Below are 23159 nucleotides of genomic sequence, written 5' to 3' on the forward strand. Positions count from 1 at the left end.
CCATGAGTTTAGTGCAAATAAATCTTATATCCATAGATTTGTCCCAGTTATTAGTAAAATAGATAAGAGGAACAATCAATTGAAAACATACGCAATCCAATTTTTTCTGCCAATGATTAAATGAACCTAAAGCGATTTATGATCAATATTTGCGAAGCTCTTTGAAAAAATAAACTTGATCTTAGCCTAACATGAAGATACTGTATGTTCATACAGTTATTTGGCGAGGTTCATTATGGGCATTCAATCATCCTGCGTTTACCCTTCTAAACATCAATCACCAGAAGGACAGCCATCACTCTTTACACAAGATAATTCAGTGGGAAGAAGTGGTATCGTGAGTGAATTGATTTATAGTGATAACCAATCTGTCATTAACCATATATTATTACCTTTATTACGTAAGTCAGGGAATGAGTCCCGCTGGTTGTTATGGGTGAGTTCACACAAGAAATTGAGCCGCCAATGGTTAATTAACTCTGGATTACCTTTAGATAAAATTGTTCAATTAAATCATATCAACTCCATTACAACTGTAGACGCAATGGAAAGAGCATTAGCAAGTGGTAATTACAGTCTGGTACTTGGCTGGTTGCCTAAAGTATCAGAAAGAGATACGGTAAGATTGCAGTTTGCAGCGCAAAAAGGTAATGCATTGGGTTTTATTATGCGCCCACAAAATGTAAATAAAGAAACTGACTGTACTGAATCACAACCAAATTTACTAAAAATTCATTCTATTTACTATCATTGACCAAAACCAAGGATTATCCCAACATCCTATAACACAAAATAACCAATTTAGGCCAAAAACTACTAATCACAATTAAAATCAATTAATTAATATAGGATTAGTTGTAAAGAATAGTAAAGTTTTTCTAAAATAACGCATTGTCTTTTAAATTTTTTACGCTATTAATCAAAGGCCACTTGTAACTTTTTAACTTCGTTGTAGACTTTACATCATTAAAGACTACTGCACTTAGTATTCTTGTATTGTTTGGTTAACTAGTTTGCGAAGGTACAGTATTCTTAAACTGAGTTTTTAATCAATATGGCTAATAGCCTATCTCAGTAGATGTAAGTAATTAGTGCGGGCCGTTTTTGTGAATATGAGGATGAATAATGAACATGGATAGTTCGCAGAATATCAGAGCGTACATGCAGTACGAGAAGCTTGAACGCGACTCAAGTTCGCTCTTTAATAATTACAAAGAATGGCAAATGTAAATAGCCTAATGGGATAGGCAGTAAGTAAAAAGGCTCCCAAAGCCAATTGCCTATTGGGTGATGATAATAACGAGGCGTTAAAATGAAAAAGACAGCTATCGCGGTAGCAGTGGCAGTGGCCGCTTTCACAACTGCAGCGCAAGCAGCTCCTAAAGACAATACTTGGTATACCGGTGGTAAATTGGGTTGGTCCCAATACCATGACGTAAACTTCTACGGTAACGATTATACCAATGAGATCGGTAATGGCCCTACGCACAAAAACCAACTAGGTGCTGGTGCTTATTTAGGTTATCAAACCAATCCATATCTCGGTTTCGAAATAGGCTATGACTGGTTAGGTCGTATGCCTTACAAAGGCAACGTAAACAATGGCGCCTTCAAAGCTCACGGTTTCCAACTGGCGACTAAGTTGAGCTATCCAATTACAGATGATCTGGACATCTATACTCGTCTGGGTGGTATGGTTTGGCGTGCAGATTCCAAAGCAACTTATGGCGCAACTAACACTCATCTGAAAAACCATGATACCGGTGTTTCTCCACTGGCAGCGATTGGTGTTGAGTATGCTCTGACCAAAAACTGGGCTACCCGTCTGGACTACCAGTGGGTCAACAATATCGGTGATGCGGGTACAGTAGGTGCACGCCCCGACAACGGCCTGTTGAGCGTAGGTGTTTCTTACCGTTTTGGCCAAGATGAAGCAGCAGCTCCAGTTGTTGCTCCAGCTCCGGTTGTTGCACCAACCCCTGCTCCAGCCCCAGTTGTTGAAAACAAACGCTTTACTCTGCGTTCTGATGTTCTATTTGCATTCGCCAGCTCTGAGCTAAAAGCAGAAGGCAAGCATACCTTGGATCAGCTGTACACTGAATTAGCACACATCGACCCTACTCAGGGCAAAGTGCTGGTTCTAGGCTATACTGACCGTATCGGTAAAGACGTATACAACCAGAAATTGTCTCAAAAACGTGCACAAAGCGTAGTTGACTATCTGGTAGCTAAAGGTATCCCTGCTGATAGCATTAGTGCAGAAGGCCATGGTAAAACAAACCCAGTAACTGGTTCTACTTGTGATAAGGTTCTCAAACCTAATTTAATCAGCTGCCTGGCTCCAGATCGTCGCGTAGAGATCGAAATCCAAGGCACTAAAGAAGTTGTGACTCCAGCACAAACTGCTCAATAATAGCCTTTATTGATTGCATTAGTAATCAAATGATCAGAAGACCCTGTTTCAAACGGGGTTTTCTTTTCTGTTTATTAAAATTCTATATCAATTTGATTAAGATTTTTATTGTAATATTAACCCACAATCAATAACTGAAATTACTCACTTTTACCCAAAATAGCCTCTAAATCATGTTTCAGGCTAGACATCTGATTTTCATATTTTTCCTTACGTTCAGCATCCTCAATCAGCTGTATGATCGTTTCAGATAGCGTGTTACCCCGTCGCTGAGAAAGTGCAGATAAGCGATGCCATACAGGAAAATCTAAATCGATAGATTTTTTGCGAGTATGCTGATGCTCAGCATTAAAATGCCGTTTACGCCGAGCACGGATAGTTTGTTTCATACGGTTGGATAAATCAGGATTCATATACTGTTCAATCCAGTTAAGTACCTTTACCGGATCACTTTCAAGCTTGATAAGCTTATCAACTGCTTCACAAGCTGCACTGTTTTCAATATATTTAGTAATTAGCTCACCTTCCTGATGTTTTTTCATCAGATAAGCCCATTTCCAGCCACATTCCAGATTTTCCAATTGTTGATATTTCATCTTATTTCTCAGTGACAGCGTAACTTAAAACAAGCATAGCAACTATTCTGGTAAATTGCTTATAGCTAAAATAATTAATGCCCGTTTTTCGTTCATAAGATGCTTTACATAAAATGCCTGAAATGGCAAACATTCAAGCATGTTGGTTTATCTCTTGATCTTGTATAATCGGCACTTTTCTACTTTACAACATATAGCGATCACTTTGACCAATAACAAACTAGACTGGCAGGCATTACTGCCGGATAACACGCCCTATAATGCGTTTTTTCATTCTGCGTCTCAACAGGCTCCTGCCGGTATGGAAGCCGTTCAATCGCGACTACATAGTGGCTTGAAGCTTTTCTGCCGGATGGATTCCCGCCAGCCTTTTATGCTGTTGAAAGCTGAGGAATGTGATACTTATTTGTCAGCATTAGCTGAATCTATCTACCGATTACTCCCCAAAGAAATGCCCCAAATTGGCGGCAATTATCAGATAGGACAACAAAAAATTGGCTGGCAATCATCAGCAGAAGGCTATTTCACACCTAAATTGCGAGTAGCCTATCGTGAATGGATAGAAGCAGAACAATTATTTGGCTGTGTCCATTCTCACCATGGAGAAATTCATCTGCAACCTGGGTTAATCCATCAGGTAAATGGTGGCGTACTTATTCTTCCGTTACGCACCCTATTGTCCCAGCCATTAATATGGGTTCGCCTAAAACAGATGACTATTCAACAACGCTTTGAATGGTTATCTCAGGATAATAACAAATCTTTACCATTACCTATTCCTTCCATGCCATTAAATCTGCATTTGATTTTAGTTGGAGATCGCCTCAGTCTTGAAGAATTTCAAGTTACAGAGCCTGAATTAGCAAAAAGTGCTCTGTATGGCGAATTTGAGTTGGATATGCCACTACATAATGAGCAGGATTTAAGTCTATGGTGCAGTTATATCAATGGGCTTATTCAACAGTGGCAATTACCCCCACTGAATCGTAATGCCTGGCCTGAGTTTATCCAACAAGCAACCCGTTATGTAGAAGATAAACACCGTCTACCTTTGGATATTCTTTGGCTACAACAACAACTGATAGCCGCAGCACTTTATCAGCAAGAAAACCAAATTACAGCTAAATCAATTAAACAAGCTGTAGAAAATCGTCACTGGCGTCATAGCTATCTGTCTGAACGTAGCTTAGATGAGATTCAGCAAGGCCAGGTTCTGATTCGTACTGAGGGAATGGTCATTGGCCAAATTAACGGATTATCTGTGCTAGAGTACCCTGGCCATCCTGATTCAGTCGGAGAACCATCTCGTATCACTTGTGTGGCTCATATGGGAGATGGGGAGTTTATTGATGTCGAACGCAAAGTTGAGTTAGGTGGCAATATTCATGCAAAAGGAATGATGATTATGCAAGCATTTCTGATTTCCGAGTTAAAACTGGATCAACCTCAACCTTTCTCCGCATCTATTGTATTTGAACAATCCTATGGCGAAGTTGACGGTGACAGCGCTTCACTTGCTGAACTATGCGCACTGATAAGTGCTCTTTCCCAGCAACCCATTGATCAACAACTGGCCGTTACCGGTGCAGTAGATCAATTTGGTTATGTTCAGCCAATTGGTGGTATTAATGAAAAAATTGAAGGTTTCTTTGAAGTATGTCGCCGTAGAGGACTAACTGGTCAGCAAGGTGTCATTCTACCAACTGCAAATGTCCGCCATTTATGCCTCAATCAAGCAGTTGTAGACGCAGTAAAAGAACAAAAATTTCATTTATGGTCAGTAAAACATGTTTCTGAAGCGCTACCTTTACTGACAGGGGTCCCTTATTATGATCAACAAGAAACACATTTGTTAGCTATGATACAGGAACGTATAACCCAAGCGAATAATCAAGAACGGCCTAAGTTCCCGTGGTTCCTTCGCTGGCTAGGTTAATTTAAAATGTCTGATCGGAGTTGTTCAGCGTACAGGTGTACTCTATTATTTACTCTACACTAAATATAAGGCTACCTGATAATATGGTTGATAAACGCAAATCCTACACAAAAGAAGATCTTATCGCATCTGGACGCAGTGAGCTGTTCGGAGAGAATGGACCACCATTACCATCTGGTAATATGTTAATGATGGATCGCATCATTGAAATGACAGAAAATGGTGGTACCTACGATAAAGGTTATATAGAAGCCGAGTTGGATATTACCCCTGATTTATGGTTTTTCGATTGCCATTTTATTAATGATCCGGTAATGCCCGGTTGCCTTGGCCTTGATGCCATGTGGCAGTTGGTTGGATTTTTCCTTGGCTGGTTAGGTGGCGAAGGCAAAGGCCGAGCCCTTGGCGTTGGTGAAGTTAAGTTCACCGGCCAGGTATTACCAACGGCTAAAAAAGTCACTTACCGTATCAACTTTAAACGCGTTATTAACCGTAAATTGATTATGGGGCTGGCTGATGGTGAAGTATTAGTAGATGGCAAAATCATCTACACAGCAACGGATCTGAAAGTAGGCTTGTTTAAAGATACCAGCTCTTTTTAATAAATAATCAGTGACATACCTAAAAGGAAGGTGGCTGGCTAATTGCTTTTCACCTTTTTCACTAAAAGCGCTCCACCGAGTAAATAGCACATATCTTGAAAAAAATAGTTGGTGTTGCTTTTTCCTCTCAAAGGCAATTCCTGATATATCTCAAAGTATGAGATTTAATACCCACATAGAACAAAAAAATCAAATTAAGTTCTCACTTAACCTAATCCGACTACAAATATAAATAACCTGCAATATATACTCAAGATACTTCAAAGGGCATGTTTGAAAAACAATTATGTTTTTGAATTTAAATGTTTTTATGTCTGACGGTTCAAGCATCTTGAAGTTCATTCGGTATAAGCACCTAATTTATTTCTGGCTAATTAGCATGCAATTGACAAATTGTGCTATGATCAAATTGACCTGATATATCAAATAAGCTGAAAAAGCATATTAGTGACAGGCAAAAACATCAATAAAATTTATTATTAGTAATTATTATTAACAAACACAACCAAGGGTAATTTATATGAATATCAGAAAAATACTACTCATAATCGTAGCATTAACTATTACACCAACTGCCATAGCAATAAATAAGATCGAAGGTACCATCGAAATGATAGAAGCATCTAACAGTAATGGAGATTGCTATGGGAGAATAGTCACTCCTACTCAAGCCCGAGGATTTCGGTGGGTATGTACTTATAGTGCCGGGTCGATACTTTTATCATTGCTTCAAACAGCCTATTCAACTCATGAAAATGTAGCCATAGCAGTCGGGGAAGATGTGGAATATAGCCCTCTCTATAGGGTTCAAATACGTCATAAATGTTTATCAAACCCTGCTTACTGCAATTATCCCTCTCGTTAGTAGATAAATTACTGAATGGCCGCAATATCAACTATATGGGTAGATTAAATACGACGTGTCACTAGAGCGGCCATTAATTCATATTTTATCGAATTAACCAAAAACCCCCATGAATGGATGAATATAAATATCTACCGAAGCCAAGTGAGTTTCAATTTAAGAGCATATCAGGGAAGTCTACGCCGAAAAATATAATAAGATTTAATCTGACAGATATCTGCATATGTATAAACAATCAGTTCTGTCAGATCAAATTTAGCCTAGTAAATACATTGACAAAAAAGAAGAGGTTTTACTTAATTTGTGGCCTCAGTTTGCCAAACTAAGCCATCATCGCCCGGTCTTCCATAGCCTGGCGCCATCCTCCTAACCAATGAGAACGGGCATCTAACGAATAATAGGGACAATTCTCCCTTGGACGCCCTAAAATGCCAGCCTGATACCCTTTGGATAACGCACGTGCTAAACGATCTCGTTTCTGTCTCTTCATGCTTTACTTACCTCATAAGCTACATCAGTAGAAAAAAACAGCGGTTGTTCTTTATCCAACCACAATTTAGAAATACCCCTATAAGTTTTGAAAATCAAGTCAAGAAATTCATATTAATGTAATATTTGTTATAATCAGCACAAAACAGTCGATAACATACTGATAGTAAAGATGAATTTTTATTTTTCTGATAATACTTGTCTTCTCCGGACATATAAGGACTTTATGCCCGGAGAATGACAAAAGTTATGCCTGGGAAGTTAATTGACTGGCAATAGTTTGTGCCAACTGACTCCATCCTTTTGCCAATGTGCGGACTAAATCATCGTAACCATCTTCTCTCTGTTCCAACTCTAGGTTAAAAGGCTGTTTAATGATCCCGCCTTGACGGGTTAAAGTCCAATAACCTTGCAAAATCACCTTACCGTCATAACGTCCATGAAAACTGGTGATTATCACATTCAAGGTATCTGGTTTGTTTACCAAGGGCTGGGCTGAAACCAAACGCTGAGGTAATGCCATCGTTAATTCAGCTACTAGCACTTGCTGTAGTTGCTGTTCCAGTGGGCTCGCCCACAGATGATTTACCGCACTGGTATAACTAACATCGCTACTCTGATACACCACACCTGAAGATGATAGATAATCAGACAGCATAATTCGTTGTACCCACAACTGGCGATCATGCTGTATTGCAGCACCATTCTGTGGTGATATTTTCACTATCGGTAGCTGGTAATACGTTTTTTCCAGCTGATTACTACAGGCCGAAATAAAAATCACTAAAATCAATGCCAATCTTTTCATCATTTTTTAGCCTTCTTCGGTTCTGGATCTTCAATTGGCTTAGCTTCAAAAACTAATGCATTGCTCTTATTGTTTAATGTTCTCAGAACAGGCCGCAACTCACTCAATACTTGATCCAGTCGTTGCATATTATCCAACATCTTATTATAAGCCGGTGAACCAGACTGGAAACCTTGCATACTGCGGTTAAACTCTTGCAATGTTTTCTGTATGTCTTTCGGCAGATCTTTCGTTTCAGGATTTGCCAGCACCTTATTCAATTCATCAAGGGTTTGTTGTGCTTTTCTGATCGCTTTTTGACTCTCTTCCAGAGTGCGGACGGCCTGATTAAACATTGGCTCAACTGGCATATTATTAATTTTATCCAGCGCTGAAATGACCTTATGCTGAATTTGAGCAAGCCCACCGCTGATCGTTGGCAATAATGGATAACCTGAAATTTCATACGGGCCAGTCCATCCTTTTTCATTCGGATAAAAATCCAAATCAATAAACAGTGCTCCAGTCAGCAAGTTACCTGATTTAAGAGAAGCACGTAGGCCACGTTTAGTTATACTATTTAATTCTTTCTCAACATCAAATCCTTCACCCAGCTCTTTTTCAAAGCGTCCAGGTTCAATAGAGATAAGTACTGGAATGCGAAAATCATTATCCAATCGCTGTTTCATTCCCTCTGAATAGAACGGTACTTTTGCCACAGTTCCCATACGAATACCACGAAACTCCACTGGCGCTCCCGGCTGTAATCCACGAACTGAATCAGAAAAGAGCAACAAATAATCTTTATGTTCGGTATATAAAGAATCCTGAATACTCTTTATATTGTCGAAAAGTTTGTAAGTACTTTTTTCTTTAACAGGTTCACCCAATTCCCAACCTTTAGGTACATCAAAGCTGACACCACCACCAAATAGAGTTGATAATGAAGCCATTTCAACACGTACCCCTTGAGAAGACAGATCAACAGTAATACCACTGTCTTTCCAAAAACGAACATTAGTTGTTAATAGGCCATCATAAGGTGCATTAATAAATAACTGATAACGCATCAAGTGGGATTTCGGTTCAAATTCACTCGTTTCAACAGAACCAACTCGATAGCCACGAAACAGCACTGGATCACCCGGATTAAGTTGACCTGCTTTATCACTACTCAATATTACACGGATACCTTTTGCATCAGGTGAAGCCAATGGTGGTGAGTCCAACAAATAAAATTTATCTTCTTCATTACCCAATGTTCCCGGCTGAAGCTCAATAAAAGCACCAGAAAGGAGAGTACCAAGCCCAGAGATTCCATCACGGCCAATCTGAGGTTTCACTACCCAGAAAGCGCTGTCACTACGTAACAGTTTTTCCATCCCATCATGCAACCTGGCCTTAATGATAACTTGGCTAAGGTTATCACTTAGCATAACCCTCTCAACTACACCAATGTCTACACTGCGACTTTTAATTTTAGTTTTGCCTGCTTCAATCCCTTCTGCGTTGGAAGTAACCAATGTTACTTCTGGTCCTTGGTGGCTAAAATGGTAAAACAATATCCAAGCACCAATAAGCACTGTCACAATCGGTACAATCCAGACTGGCGACCAACTTTTAATTTTATCGATTTTGGCCTGACTCTGGTCTTCAACTTTATCCGTCACTTTGACACTCCTCATTGCCTTATAACGAATGCTTAACGTTGGCTCTATCCCAAATTAAACGCGGATCAAATGTCATTGCCGCAAACATAGTAAGGATTACAACTAAAGAAAAAATCATCGCACCCATAGCAGGGTAAACACTTATCAGCTTTCCCATACGCACCAATGACGACAATATTGCGATAACAAATACATCAATCATTGACCAACGACCGACAAATTCTACAATTTCATAAATAAAATGCATTTGAGCCGAATCCCGTCTACCGTGGCCTTTGGCATCCCAACATAACCAGCCAATTGCCAACATTTTCAGTGATGGCACCATAATACTGGCAATAAAAATAACCAAAGCTACAGGGTATGAACCTATACTCCACAGTAATATCACTCCAGCCATGATAGTAGAATCACTCTGATTTCCGAGCGATTCTGTCACCATCATTGGCAAGACATTAGCGGGAATATAAAGTATTAAAGCAGTAACTAACAGTGCCATTGTCCATTGCAGGCTATTACGTCGACGAGCATGCCCACGAGTATGACAACGTGAACATATCAGCTGGTCTACCGGTAAAATAGCCGTACAACACTGACATAACCTAACCCCCTGCACCAAACCCGATTTCCCCGCCTGCAACGATATATCAACCGTAGGCGCAGACTCAATCTGGTTCCATAACCAATGACGATCCAAGCACTGAAACGCTCTCACCTGGAGCAGGCAGAACAGACAATATGGCAAAAAACTCAAGCCTAATCCGATATCACCATAAGCTATTAATTTGACAAAGCTGACTAATACCCCCGCCAGAAAAATTTCAACCATACACCAGTTTTTCATCTGAAACAGAACTCTGGCCAGCCAGAGCCTGATTTTCTGAGGCATAGCAATACTCTGGCATAGCAAGATAATCGCCACCATACAAAACGCAGGCACCAGTTGAACACAAAACAGAAAGAAGATGCCTATGCTGGCATAATCTTCATTGAACATCGTCTGTGGGATTTGAAATAAAGTAATTTCGCTGTCAATTCCTGTCACACTCATGCTGACAAACGGAAACAAGCAAGCAATTAATAGCATGAATAATGCGCTGATTGCATAACCGGTTGGCTGATGTTTAGGCTCCTTCCACCATGCGATTAATGTCGTTTGACAACGAGGACAAACCGCCTTCGTTCCTTGTTCCCATTCTGGTAGTTCCACCAGCAAGTCGCATTGAGGGCACAATACCATTTCATGATGATGGTTATTGGAACACAAGGTTTTTCTCCTCTTTTAGGAAAATCGGAAATATTCACAGAATCATACTGAGAAGAATCACGGCATGATTCTGTAAATCATGATGACTATCAACCGTTTTTCAATGTTTCCAATTCCTGCCAGCGCTCAAAAGCAGTTTCTAATGTTTGCTCTTTCTCAGACAATTCAGTCAGTACTTTTTGAGTCACGACATGAGATTGGTTAAAGAATTCAGCATCACTCACTTGAGATTGTAATTGATCAATTTCTTCTTCCAATTTCTCCAGCAATGATGGAAGTTGTTCTAATTCACGCAATAAATGGTAACTCATTTTATTACCTGAACGTTTTGGCGACTCTTTAACTTTCTCTGCCTTAACTTCAACTTTAGTTTTTTTTTCGTTTTGTTGGCGTAACGATACGGTCTGCTCTCGTTGCTGCTGAGCATCATAATAACCACCAACATAGTTATTAATCACACCATTACCTTCAAAAATCCAGCACTCAGTCACTGAATTATCAACAAACTGACGATCGTGGCTAACCAGTAATACAGTACCTTTATAACTATCTACCAGCTCTTCCAGCAATTCCAGTGTTTCCACATCCAGATCGTTAGTTGGCTCATCAAGCACCAACAAATTACTGGGTTTCAGGAACAGACGCGCCAGTAATAACCGGTTCCTTTCACCACCAGAAAGTGCTTTAACCGGTGTCATTGCCCGTTTGGGATGGAACAGAAAATCCTGTAAATAGCCCAAAACATGACGAGGACGGCCATTGACCATCACTTCCTGTTTACCTTCAGCTAAGTTGTCCATCACCGTTTTTTCAGGATCAAGTGCTGCGCGATGCTGATCAAAATAAGCAATCTCTAGTTTAGTACCACAACGAACGCGGCCACTATCAGGTTGCAGATCGCCTAACATTAATCGCAATAAAGTTGTTTTACCGCAACCATTTGGTCCTACTAGTGCAATTTTATCGCCACGCTGAATCTGAGCGCTGAAATTATCGACTAATTTCCTGTCGCCAATCTGATAATTAACATTTTCCAGCTCAAACACAATTTTGCCGGAACGGCTTACTTCTTTCATCTGTATTTTGGCAGTTCCCATCACCTCACGACGTTGATAACGTTCAACACGTAATGCTTTCAATGCCCTAACGCGTCCTTCATTACGAGTACGACGCGCTTTGATCCCCTGGCGAATCCAGACTTCTTCCTGCGCCAGCTTGCGATCAAATTCAGCATTCTGCATTTCTTCCACACGCAGCGATTCTTCTTTGCCCTCAAGAAACTTATCGTAATTACCCGGCCATGAAACCAATTTACCGCGATCCAAATCAACAATACGGGTTGCCATACTGCGAATAAATGAACGATCATGGGAAATGAAAACAATACTGCCCTGAAAATCTTTCAAAAAATTTTCCAGCCACTCAATCGTATCAATATCCAGATGGTTGGTCGGCTCATCAAGAAACAAAACTTTTGGTGAGCTGACCAGTGCCCTTCCCAATGCAGCCTTACGTAACCAACCGCCAGAAAGAGAAGAGAGTTTCTCTTCCGCAGGTAAAGAAAGCTGTTTTAATACGTCATTAATACGGCTGTCCAACGACCATAGTCCACGGATATCCAAAACCTCCTGCAATTCTGCCAGACGGCTGAGGTTTTTCTCACTGGGATCTTGCTCCACCATACGGGAAACCTGATGGAAAGATTTAATGTATTCAGCTTGCTCCTGAACACCTTCAGCGACAAAATCAAAAACAGTTCCTTCTACGTCACGAGGTGGATCTTGCTGTAATCGGGCAACGACCAGATCCTGCTCATAAATAACCTGACCATCATCCAATGATTGTTCTTTTGCTAATACTCGCAATAAAGTGGATTTCCCTGCACCATTACGGCCAACCAGGCAAACCCTTTCATTTTCTTCTATATGCAATTCTGCATTATCAAGTAGAGGGGCATCACTGAACGACAACCATGCACCGGATAAATTGATTAATGACATAGTAATTATTTTTCCTCACCAGAGTGACGTAATAGCCAGCAGTTATGAATTTGACGGTTACGGGCAAAATCCTGTGACTGGGTTTTGCTGGTGATTTCTTCTGCCACCAAGCCAATTTTTTCCAGCTCAGAAAAATCCATTTTAAAACCGCGTTTATTGTTGGAAAACATCAGCGTTCCACCACGACGTAACAAACGCTTAAGCTGTTTCATCAACATGATATGATCGCGTTGTACATCAAAAGTATCTTCCATCCGCTTAGAATTAGAGAAAGTTGGCGGATCAATAAAAATCAAATCAAATTGTTCACGAGTCTGGCCCAACCAAGCGAGACAATCAGCCTGAATCAAACGGTGCTGGCGGCCTGTCAACCCATTAGCTTGTAAGTTCCGTTCAGCCCACTCAAGATAAGTTCGAGACATATCTACCGTTGTTGTTGAACGCGCGCCACCTATCCCAGCATGCACAGTCGCTGATCCGGTATAAGCAAATAGATTCAGAAAATCTTTCCCCTCACTCATTTCCGCCAGCATTTTCCGAGCAGTACGATGATCCAGGAACAATCCCGTATCCAGATAGTCAGCTAGGTTGACCCAAAATTTCGCGCCATATTCATTTACCAGAAAAAATTCTTGTTTCTCCGCTATTTTTTCATATTGGCTTTTGCCCTTCTGACGCTGACGAGTCTTGAGCACCAATTGATTTGATGAAAGCCCAAGAACCTGCATCGTTGCACTGATAACATCGAATAAACGCTGACGCGCTTTATTAGCATCAACACTTTTCGGGGGAGCATACTCCTGAATCACCACTTTACCCGCATAATAGTCAACAGCAACGTTATATTCGGGTAAGTCAGCATCATACAGACGATAACAATCAATCCCTTGCTGTTTTGCCCATTTAGTTAATTTCTTTTCATTTTTGCGAAGGCGATTGGCATAATCTCCCGCTATATCTATCTCAGATGAGTGCGGTTTATCTGATAGCTGATAGTTTTTCTGTACGCAATCCAGTGGACCATTTTTGGCTTTAAACTCACGTTCAGCTCGTAATTGCAGGCAGCTTAGCAATTCAGGTGATGCACTAAACAGCGACAAACGCCAGCCAGGAAAACGGCTTTTCATCACCCGGCCAAATAAACTGTGTAGTGCAACTAATGCTGGCTCACTCTCCAGACGTTCACCATATGGTGGATTACTTAATACCATTCCGGCAGAACCTCCCGATAACGGGTTTTCCAAATGGCTGGCATCTCCTTGCTGGAAAGTTATCAACTGTGCAACCCCTGCTCTACGGGCATTTGACCGGGCCATATCCAGCACTCGGCGATCAATATCAGAACCAAAGAAACGGGAGGTTGTTTCCTGAAGACCTTTACGGAAACGAACTTGCGCTTCTGCGGTTACCTCACACCAAATTTCTTTATCATGCTTCAACCATGCAGCAAAACCCCAGTTATTGCGATGCAACCCCGGAGCACGATCAGCCGCCATCATTGCGGCTTCAATCAATAACGTGCCTGAACCACACATAGGGTCGACCATCGGAGCCCCTATCCGCCAACCTGAACGTAGGATAATTGCCGCAGCCAAGTTTTCTTTCAACGGAGCCTGACCTGCAAGATCTCGGTAACCACGAATATGTAAACCTTCACCACTCAAGTCCAGAGCAACGCTGGCTTTCTCTTTATTCAGGAAAACATTAATTCGAATATCAGGATGTTGTTTTGCCACATTTGGACGTTGATCCAACTTACGAATAAAGCTGTCGACAATGGCGTCTTTAACTTTGAGTGCACCATATTGAGTGTTTCGGATCTCTTCATTCGTACCACTGAAATGCACAGAGAAAGTGCTGTCTACAGAGAAAATCTGGCTCCAATCAACAGACTGAACCCCAAGATAGAGATCTAAGTCGCTATAAACATTAAATTCGTTTAGCGGTAGTAAAATACGTGATGCCAGTCTGCTCCACATCAGACTTTTATACATCACTCTATCGTCACCTTGAAAATGAACTCCGCCTTGCACAATTTTGCATGATTGCGCACCCAGCATTTCCAGTTCGTTCTTTAACAGTTCTTCTAATCCGCGTGCCGTACTGGCAAACAAAGAGTTCATATTGTGTATCACCAAAAAGAAAATTGTTACGCATTATAGCTAATCCGGGTGACATGTCATAAAGTTGCTCATGCCAAGAAAACGTTTCTCATGGAGGTTAATGGATGATAACTTTGTCTCGCCTGTATACCCACCCGGTAAAGTCTATGCGTGGTTTGCAACTTTCCCATGCATTAGTGAGTGAAAGCGGTCTTATTTTCGACCGCAATTTTATGCTCACCACCCCAGACGGGACCTTTATTACAGCTCGTAAATATCCCCAGATGTTGTTGTTCACTCCAGCTATTTTAAACAATGGTATTTATCTGCTTGCACCTAACGGCGAAAATGCCACTGTGCTCTATAGCGATTTCCTGCATGAGCAGAAACCCACTGAAGTATGGGGCAATCATTTTACTGCTCTGATTGCTCCAGAAGAAATTAACCAATGGTTAAGTGTTTTTTTTGATATTCCAGTACAATTACGCTGGTTAAGTCATGAATTAACTCGCAGGGTAAAAAAACATCCTGAAGTTCCATTATCATTTGCTGATGGTTACCCATTCTTGCTTATTAACGAGGCTTCATTTCATTTATTACAACAACGTTGCCCTGCTAGTATTAGATTAGAACAATTTCGTCCAAATATTGTTATTACCGGTGCAGAAGCATTTGCAGAAGATAGTTGGCAATCAATCCAGATTGGGAATGTTATTTTTGACTTACCTAAACCATGTAGCCGCTGTATTCTAACAACTGTCAGCGTTGATAAAGGAATTAAAAATCCAAACGGAGAACCCTTAGCAACATTGCAATCATTCCGTACCGCAGAAAATGGTGATATCGACTTTGGCCAGAATCTCATTGCCCGTTCAAGTGGCATTATTCGCGTTGGAGATACTGTAACTATATTAGCGAAAAAAGATCCTCGTAAATATGACAGTAGTGAAATAGTTGAAAGCATTGATGTGCCAAAAACAAATAATCAAACTGTAACTATTGAATATAATGGAAAAATTTTCACAGGTAATAATCAACAAATCATTTTAGAACAGCTGGAACAACAAGGCATCAATGTACCTTATTCATGTCGAGCTGGCATATGTGGATGCTGTAGCATTTCTTTAGTTCAGGGAGAAGTTTCTCCATTAAAATCAACAGCCATTAAAAATGACGGATATATTCTAGCTTGTTCCTGTATTCCTAAGAATAATCTTATTCTTAAAAGCAATAGCGAAGAATAGAGTTTAAATCCAAATTGGACCGCAGCGCTATAAATTAGCGCGCGGGTAATTCCATTAATTACACCAATTCCTTTATAACTCTTATTGGCTATTTTAGTTTTATGAGTTATGCATTAACCCCCATTCTATCCAAATTAATCGACAATAATAATCATTATTATTATAAACTGGTTAGGCATTAAGCTAATTATACACTACGCAAATACTTAAATAATCTTTTCAAAGCACATAAGGAGTGAATTTATGGCATGTATTGTTATTGCCGCAATCGCAAGTCCTGGGCACTTCTACCCCATGTTAAAAGTTGCTCAATCATTAATTTCTCAAGGACATCAAATTACCTTATTCACCGGAGCCGTATTTCGTCAACAAGTAGAAGCAATCAATGCACAATTTGTCGCTTTTGATGAAAGAATAGATTATGACTATCGCCACTTCGTACAGCACTTTCCCTTACGTGCACAGCTCCCTCCTGGAAACCTGCAATTGGCACTCTCGTTAAAACATATCTTCGCTGAGCCTATCCCATTTCTTAGCCAACAGCTGCAACAAATTATTCGTGAGCAACAAGCGGAACTCGTTATAACCGAGAACTACTTTTTTAGTATATTACCACTACTGCAAGAAGAAAGAATTTGTCGCCTTCCAGTTATCATCTTAGGTTTAGGTCCTCTGTCTTATTCTTCTAAAGATACCATTTTATTTGGACCACGTATTCCTCCCGTGCTCATACCACCAGAATTAACACATGAACAATTAGTCGATGAAAAAACCCGGCAACTGATAGCAGAAGTCCAAACTTATTTCGATGATGCACTCATCCAATCAGGATGCTCTGCATTAACCAGACCTTTCAACGATGCAATAATTTTGGGTGCTGATCGCTTCTTGCAACTATCAACCCTGGCATTTGAATACGAACGAGAAGAATTATCTGATACAGTCCATTTTATTGGTCCAATACTTGACTCTACTCCAATAACAGAAGCACCTCATTTATGGGAAGACGACGACCCTCGTCCATTAGTTATAGTCACTCAAGGTACTATTTCCAATTCAGATTTGAATCAGTTACTCCTTCCTACTCTACGGGCGCTAGCCACATTACCTGTTCGTGTACTAGCAACAACAGGGGGTAGAGCGGTAGAAACACTCAATGAAGTCATCCCGGAAAACGCCTGCGTTAAAGACTTTATCTCGTTTGAACACTGGTTACCAAAAGCCGAGCTTTTGATCTCTAATGGTGGCTACGGAACCATTAATTACGCTCTCAGCCACGGCGTGCCGTTACTTATTGCAGATGCAGGTGAAAGTAAGCAAGAAACCGCCTTTCGTGTCATACTGGCAGGATGCGGTATTAGTCTCAACACAGCATATCCTACTGAAACCGCGCTAAGGCAATCAGTAGAAAAGATTCTCAACACAAACTTATTTAAACAACGAGCAAAAATCGTCCAACAAGACTACGCAAGACATGATGCATTAGCAGAAATATCTAAGCATGTAGAACAATTAATTCTTGAACGCAGCCGCATTAACTAATCCCCAAGTCTTTTGTACTTCCTCCCCATTTTTGTATTAACGCGATCTAAAAGGGGAGGAAGCCAGCATATGCAATAATTTCATCAAAAAGTCAACATCAATGATTATTATCATAATGAATTAATTATTACGATAATGAATTTATAACTGCCGTCATAAAATGACTACACTCTGCGTCAGGAGCTAGCGTAACTCAATCAAAACAATATGTATGAAGGAGCAAATCATGGCACGTATTGTCATTGCAGCGGTCGCGACACCTGGGCATGTCTATCCGATGTTAAAGGTTGCTGAATCACTGATAGCACAAGGACATCAGGTCACAGTATTTACCGGTGCGCTATTTCGCCAACAAGTAGAAGCGTTAAGCGCACAATTTGCCCCTTTTGACGAACAAATAGACTTTGACTACCGTCATTTAGAACAGCATTTCCCTAACCGCGCTCAACTTCCTCCGGGAAATGTACAAATGGCACTGGCATTTAAGAACTTCTTTTCCGCCCCAATCCCACTTCTTGATCGTCAATTACGACAAATCATTCGTGAACAACAAGCGGAACTGCTTATAGCCGAGAACTGCTTTTACGGTATATTACCTCTGCTGCAAAAAGAAAAAGCCCATCGTCTTCCAGTAATAGTTGTTGGCATAACACCTTTGGCTTACTCTTCGAAAGATTCAGTTTTTTGGGGACCTCGTATCCCGCCCGCGGTATTACCACCAGAATTGACACATGAACAACTGGTAGATGAAACCAACCAGCAGTTAATAACCGAAGTACAGGATAGCTTCAATGATTCATTAATCCAGTCTGGAGGATCTGCGTTAACCAGACCTTTCAATGATGAAATGATTTTTGGTGCTGATCTCTTTTTACAGCTCTCAAGCCTGGCATTTGAATACCCACGACAAGGATTACCTGATACAGTCCATTTTATTGGGCCGCTTCCTAACCCTGCACCGAAAATAGAATCACCTCAATTATGGGAAGAAGATGATCCACGTCCACTGGTTGTCGTCACTCAAGGTACTATATCCAATACCGATTTAAATCAGTTAATTCTCCCCACATTACACGCACTGGCGACATTACCAGTGCGTGTATTGGCAACCACCGGGGGCAGACCAGTCGAAACATTGAGGAAAGATCTACCCGAAAACGTATGTATTGAAGAATTTATTTCATTTGAGCATTGGCTACCGCAAGCTTCATTACTCATATCCAACGGTGGTTATGGAACCATCAATTATGCCCTTAGCCACGGAACACCATTACTCATTGCAGATGCAGGAGAAGGCAAGCAGGAAGCAGCTTTTCGTGTTGTATGGGCTGGATGCGGAATTAATCTGGAGACAGCACACCCCACTGAATCTCAACTTAAGCAAACAGTGGAAAATATGTTAAGTACAGACTTGTTTAAACAACGTGCACAAATTGTCCAAAAAGATTATGCAAGACATGATGCATTAACAGCAATATCCAATCACGTAGAGCAGTTAACTCTCGCATAAAGCCATCAGCTAATCCCCAGATACTTCGTCCTTCCTCTCCATTTTAGTGCTAACACAGACTAAAGGGGGGGAGGAAATCTGTATATTTAACAACCTAGCAAGAAAATAAACCATAGTGATTATTGTCATAATGAACTATTGTTACTACAATGAATTTATGACAGTAGTCATAAATAATCACACTATGAGTCAGGAGTTAGCGCAATTAAATCAAAACAGTAGAAGGAGTAAGTTATGGCACGAATTGTCATTGCAGCGGTTGCAACACCAGGACATGTCTATCCGATGTTAAAGGTAACTCAATCACTGATAACACAAGGACATCAGGTAACTGTATTCACTGGCGTGTTATTTCGCCAACATGTAGAAGATTTAAACGCAACATTTATCCCTTTTGATGAAAAAATAGACTTTGATTACCGTCACTTAAAGCAACGTTTTCCTGACCGAGCGCATGTTCCGCCAGGAAACCTACAAATGGCACTAGCGTTTAAAGATTTCTTCTGTAGCCCCATCCCACTTCTCGACCGTCAATTACAACAAATCATCCATGAACAGCAAGCAGAGTTACTTATAGCCGAGAACTGCTTTTATGGCATATTGCCACTGTTGCAAAAAGAAAAATCTCATCGCCTTCCAGTAATCATCATCGGCATAACGCCTCTGGCTTACTCTTCAAAAGATTCAATTTTCTGGGGACCACGTATCCCACCTGCATTACTGCCATCAGAATTGACACATGAGCAACTCGTGGATGAGGAGGCTCGACAACTAATAACCGAAGTACAGAATAACTTCAATGACGCACTAGCTCAGTCAGGATGCTCTACGTTAACCCGATTTTTCAACGATGAAGTCATCTTTAGCTCTGATCGCTTTTTGCAACTTTCAACCCTGGCATTTGAATATCCACGAGAAGGATTACCTGATACAGTCCATTTTATCGGCCCACTCCCCAACCCCGCACCGAAAATAGAATCACCTCAATTATGGGAAGACGATGATCCACGTCCATTGGTTGTCGTTACTCAAGGCACCATGTCCAATACTGATTTAAATCAGTTAATTCTCCCCACACTGCGGGCGCTTGCAACATTGCCTGTTCGTGTATTGGCAACCACCGGTGGTAGATCGGTAGAAATACTGCAAGAGAACATACCTGACAATGCACACATCGAAGAATTTATTTCATTTGAGGACTGGCTACCGAAAGCTTCATTGTTAATAACCAACGGTGGTTACGGCACAATTAATTACGCTCTCAACCACGGTACACCATTGCTCATTGCCGATACAGGAGAAGGTAAACAGGAAACAGCATTTCGCGTCGTATGGGCTGGATGCGGTATTAATCTGGATACAGCACAACCCGCTGAATCTCAACTTAAGCAAACAGTGGAAAATATGCTGAGTACAAATTTGTTTAAACAACGCGCACAAATCGTCCAAGATGATTACGCCAGTCACGACGCATTAGCAGCAATATCCAATCATGCAGAACAATTAATCCTCGAACGAAATCGTGCTAATTAACCCCTTGATATATTGTCTCTCCTCCCCATCTCGAGGCTAATTTTGTCCAGAGGGGAGAGAGCAACTAAAATCTAAAATGCTTCCTATTATATTTTTCACGCCTGCATCAAATGAATGAATTGTAGCTTATATAAAGCTAGTTTTTGTGCTGATAGTTAGCAGATGATTTTAGAATTCAAGAAAAAGCGACTTGACTCTTAAAAAGGAGAGTAGAACAAATAGATATTAAACTCAAATCAAACAGCAGTGCCATAAATTGGCATACAAACAGGTTCCACAAATGGCATCAATCTATCGTTCATAATCTTAATTGGATCGCAAAAATTCATTACTCGATCAGATAACGTTAATTGCGGTTGAGCTAGCAAACAAAGGCTCGCACTATCCCCCGCCTCTGCTACTAAAAATATGGCATCGGTTCCACAATCCTGAAGGCGTACCTGAATCAACTCCCCCTGAACAGGCTTTTCTATCATAGCAAAACGAGAAAAATACCAGCTTCTTGGCATTTGTGGCTTAATAAAGCGAAAAGCCACTAACGCATTAAGAATTAATTCAGCTCTCAATTCATCTGAAATATTAATTCGGCGTGTCTGTTCTTCAAAACAATAATAAAGCGTCGCATCTTCCACAGAAAACGACACTTCCCCCATAGCATAGGGTGTCAGCATCTTTGCAGGAAAACAGGAACGAAAAACCATACCATTAGACAGATCGAGCATTACACGGTCATGGTCAGCATCAAAATACCAGCGCCATTGGTCATCAGGTTTAATTTTCATGGGTTATCCTTTTATGCCAAGAAGCTTACATCGCTAAACAGATTGTAAATAACTTGCCTGCTATTCAGTGAAATAAATCCTGTCATAATTAAAAGATATGCAAAGATACAGATAAAACTTAGGTGATCAGAGCGAATATAGACGAGTTGGGGGCAAAAATAAACCCCCAATGATAAATTATCAGAAAGATTCAGATATGATTGATGATATCTTTGATTAATTTTGGACCATGATAGATAAATCCAGAGAAAATCTGTATTAAAGAAGCCCCGGCTACTATTTTCTCTCTGGCCGCAGTTAGTGAATCTATTCCGCCAACACCGATAATAGGAATTTCACCTTTTAATTCTTGCGATAATCGACGAATAACTTCTGTACTACGTAACTGAACCGGTCGGCCACTTAACCCACCAGCTTGTTGACAATAATTAAGTCCTTCAACTAATTTCTTGTCTAACGTTGTATTCGTTGCAATAGCTCCATCGATATTATGACGAATTAAACTATCCGCAATTTGAACTAACTCTGCTTCAGAAAGATCCGGAGCGATTTTCACCGCAACAGGGACATATTTTTGATATTTTTGCTGAAGCTCACTTTGCTTATCTTTAATCGCAGAGAGTAAGTCATCCAGCGCTTCGCCATATTGTAATGTTCTTAAACCCTGTGTATTTGGTGATGAGATATTAATCGCAATATAGCTAGCATAAGGATAAACTTTATCCATGCAGATCAAATAATCATCTTTCCCATGTTCTACTGGCGTATCTTTATTTTTGCCAATATTGATCCCAATAACCCCACCATATTTTGCTTTTTTGACATTTTCCACCAGGTTATCAACACCGAGGTTATTGAAGCCCATACGGTTAATTAACCCTTCTGCTTCAACAATACGAAACAGTCTTGGTTTATCATTTCCTGCCTGAGCACGTGGAGTTACAGTACCAATTTCAATAAAACCAAATCCCATTGCGCCAAATGCGTCAATACAATCGCCATCTTTATCAAGACCCGCAGCCAGACCAAGAGGATTTTTAAATGACAGGCCCATGCAAGTAACGGGTTTTGTAGCAACTGACTGATGGATAAGAAATTCGAAAGGAGTACCGGTAATACGTTTGAGCTGGCGGAAAGTTAACTCGTGCGCTCGTTCAGGCTCAAACTGAAACAACGCCTTCCTGATTAGTGGGTAGCACATCATCCTCAACCTGTTAATTAATTCATATACCTGTTATCTTTCAAGTTGCCTTTGTTGGCTGCACTCTCTCACCCCGGTCACATAGTTATCTATGCTCCCGGGGATTCGTTCCCTTGCCGTCGCGATGCATCTTGAAATCTATTGGGTATAAACACTAAGTTATAAAAATAAAACCAATATGCTTCTATACACATTCATGTGCCACTGAGAAATTTTTGAGTGGCACCATACTCATTGCCAATCTCCAAGATATCTTGGTAAGAGATTAACCGAATAGCGTGGGTTGAAGCCACAGAAATATGCTCATCAGCAGCAAATTTTTTCCATCCGTGACTAAAACTGTCGCTCGGCTGCTCTTAAACAGTAAGAATCACGCCATTAAGGATACAAAGATTAACCACCATTCAGTGTCTTATCATACTTTCTTTCCCAAGATTAAAACCACTCAATTAGTACTGTGCTTTCCGGTAAATTTCATTTCCAGCTCATCCAATATCATTATTTTGCCTCTGACACTAAAAAGATAAAAAATTATTTAAAATCAAAGCAATCCATCTCTCTACTACGGTATCTGAAAGAATAAAAACGAATCGAAAGGTTAAAAAAACATGCGAAATTTT

At 40.5% G+C, this 23159-nt stretch carries 17 protein-coding genes; 8 read left to right on the plus strand and 9 right to left on the minus strand.

The features are described from left to right. Positions 1 to 235: 235 nt before the first annotated feature. Together sulA and ompA are read left to right on the plus strand one after the other, a co-directional pair. Positions 236 to 754: an SOS-induced cell division inhibitor SulA gene (sulA, locus tag BO26_RS03500; protein WP_036768792.1), complete on the plus strand. Its 519-nt coding sequence runs from the start codon at positions 236 to 238 to the stop codon at positions 752 to 754. Between the two features lie 558 nt (positions 755 to 1312). Next, on the plus strand, positions 1313 to 2413 hold the full coding sequence (ompA, locus tag BO26_RS03505; protein ID WP_036768794.1) for a porin OmpA: 1101 nt from the start codon (positions 1313 to 1315) through the stop codon (positions 2411 to 2413). A 140-nt stretch (positions 2414 to 2553) separates the two neighbouring features. Here ompA and matP read toward each other — a convergent pair whose 3' ends face one another. Further along, entirely contained in the window at positions 2554 to 3009 is a 456-nt protein-coding gene (gene matP / locus BO26_RS03510; protein WP_036768797.1) for a macrodomain Ter protein MatP, read from the minus strand. A 205-nt stretch (positions 3010 to 3214) separates the two neighbouring features. Here matP and BO26_RS03515 point away from each other — a divergent pair, with 205 nt between their 5' ends. Next, entirely contained in the window at positions 3215 to 4945 is a 1731-nt protein-coding gene (locus BO26_RS03515) for an AAA family ATPase (protein WP_036768875.1), read from the plus strand. An 83-nt stretch (positions 4946 to 5028) separates the two neighbouring features. Beyond that, positions 5029 to 5547 carry a bifunctional 3-hydroxydecanoyl-ACP dehydratase/trans-2-decenoyl-ACP isomerase gene (fabA, locus tag BO26_RS03520; RefSeq protein WP_036768799.1) on the plus strand — a complete coding sequence of 173 codons (519 nt, stop codon included), beginning with the start codon at positions 5029 to 5031 and terminating at the stop codon, positions 5545 to 5547. Between the two features lie 1187 nt (positions 5548 to 6734). On the opposite strand, the gene rmf is transcribed toward fabA, so the two are convergent. From rmf to rlmKL, 6 genes are all read right to left on the minus strand, one after another. Next, positions 6735 to 6902 (minus strand): ribosome modulation factor, encoded by a 168-nt coding sequence (gene rmf / locus BO26_RS03530; protein ID WP_036768803.1) that lies wholly within the window; start codon positions 6900 to 6902, stop codon positions 6735 to 6737. Positions 6903 to 7148: 246 nt separating this feature from the next. Continuing rightward, positions 7149 to 7712 carry a membrane integrity-associated transporter subunit PqiC gene (gene pqiC, locus BO26_RS03535; RefSeq protein WP_081861831.1) on the minus strand — a complete coding sequence of 188 codons (564 nt, stop codon included), beginning with the start codon at positions 7710 to 7712 and terminating at the stop codon, positions 7149 to 7151. Beyond that, entirely contained in the window at positions 7709 to 9373 is a 1665-nt protein-coding gene (gene pqiB, locus BO26_RS03540; RefSeq protein ID WP_201771243.1) for an intermembrane transport protein PqiB, read from the minus strand. The genes pqiC and pqiB overlap by 4 nt, the downstream gene beginning before the upstream one ends. A 4-nt stretch (positions 9374 to 9377) precedes the next feature. Continuing rightward, on the minus strand, positions 9378 to 10625 hold the full coding sequence (gene pqiA, locus BO26_RS03545) for a membrane integrity-associated transporter subunit PqiA (RefSeq protein ID WP_036768807.1): 1248 nt from the start codon (positions 10623 to 10625) through the stop codon (positions 9378 to 9380). A gap of 89 nt (positions 10626 to 10714) precedes the next feature. Next, positions 10715 to 12625, minus strand: coding sequence for an ABC transporter ATP-binding protein (locus BO26_RS03550; RefSeq protein ID WP_036768810.1), 1911 nt, complete (start codon positions 12623 to 12625; stop codon positions 10715 to 10717). 5 nt (positions 12626 to 12630) lie between these two features. Continuing rightward, the gene (gene rlmKL / locus BO26_RS03555; RefSeq protein WP_036768812.1) at positions 12631 to 14748 is read right to left on the minus strand and encodes a bifunctional 23S rRNA (guanine(2069)-N(7))-methyltransferase RlmK/23S rRNA (guanine(2445)-N(2))-methyltransferase RlmL; all 2118 of its coding nucleotides are present in this window, start codon (positions 14746 to 14748) and stop codon (positions 12631 to 12633) included. A 104-nt stretch (positions 14749 to 14852) separates the two neighbouring features. On the opposite strand from rlmKL, the gene BO26_RS03560 reads away from it, so the two are divergent. From BO26_RS03560 to BO26_RS03575, 4 genes are all read left to right on the plus strand, one after another. After that, positions 14853 to 15971, plus strand: a complete 1119-nt coding sequence (locus tag BO26_RS03560) for a YcbX family protein (protein ID WP_036768815.1) — start codon at positions 14853 to 14855, stop codon at positions 15969 to 15971. A gap of 243 nt (positions 15972 to 16214) precedes the next feature. After that, a complete protein-coding gene (locus BO26_RS03565; protein ID WP_036768817.1) occupies positions 16215 to 17513 on the plus strand; it encodes a glycosyltransferase in 1299 nt (432 codons plus the stop codon). A gap of 226 nt (positions 17514 to 17739) precedes the next feature. After that, on the plus strand, positions 17740 to 19023 hold the full coding sequence (locus BO26_RS03570) for a glycosyltransferase (RefSeq protein ID WP_081861832.1): 1284 nt from the start codon (positions 17740 to 17742) through the stop codon (positions 19021 to 19023). 234 nt (positions 19024 to 19257) lie between these two features. Continuing rightward, positions 19258 to 20556: a glycosyltransferase gene (locus BO26_RS03575; RefSeq protein WP_081861833.1), complete on the plus strand. Its 1299-nt coding sequence runs from the start codon at positions 19258 to 19260 to the stop codon at positions 20554 to 20556. Between the two features lie 236 nt (positions 20557 to 20792). On the opposite strand, the gene BO26_RS03580 is transcribed toward BO26_RS03575, so the two are convergent. Further along, positions 20793 to 21338, minus strand: a complete 546-nt coding sequence (locus tag BO26_RS03580; protein ID WP_036768820.1) for a cell division protein ZapC — start codon at positions 21336 to 21338, stop codon at positions 20793 to 20795. 190 nt (positions 21339 to 21528) lie between these two features. After that, on the minus strand, positions 21529 to 22539 hold the full coding sequence (gene pyrD / locus BO26_RS03585) for a quinone-dependent dihydroorotate dehydrogenase (protein WP_036768822.1): 1011 nt from the start codon (positions 22537 to 22539) through the stop codon (positions 21529 to 21531). Between the last annotated feature and the right edge of the window lie 620 nt (positions 22540 to 23159).

Source organism: Photorhabdus australis DSM 17609, from assembly GCF_000711895.1.
Taxonomy (GTDB): Bacteria; Pseudomonadota; Gammaproteobacteria; order Enterobacterales; family Enterobacteriaceae; genus Photorhabdus; species Photorhabdus australis.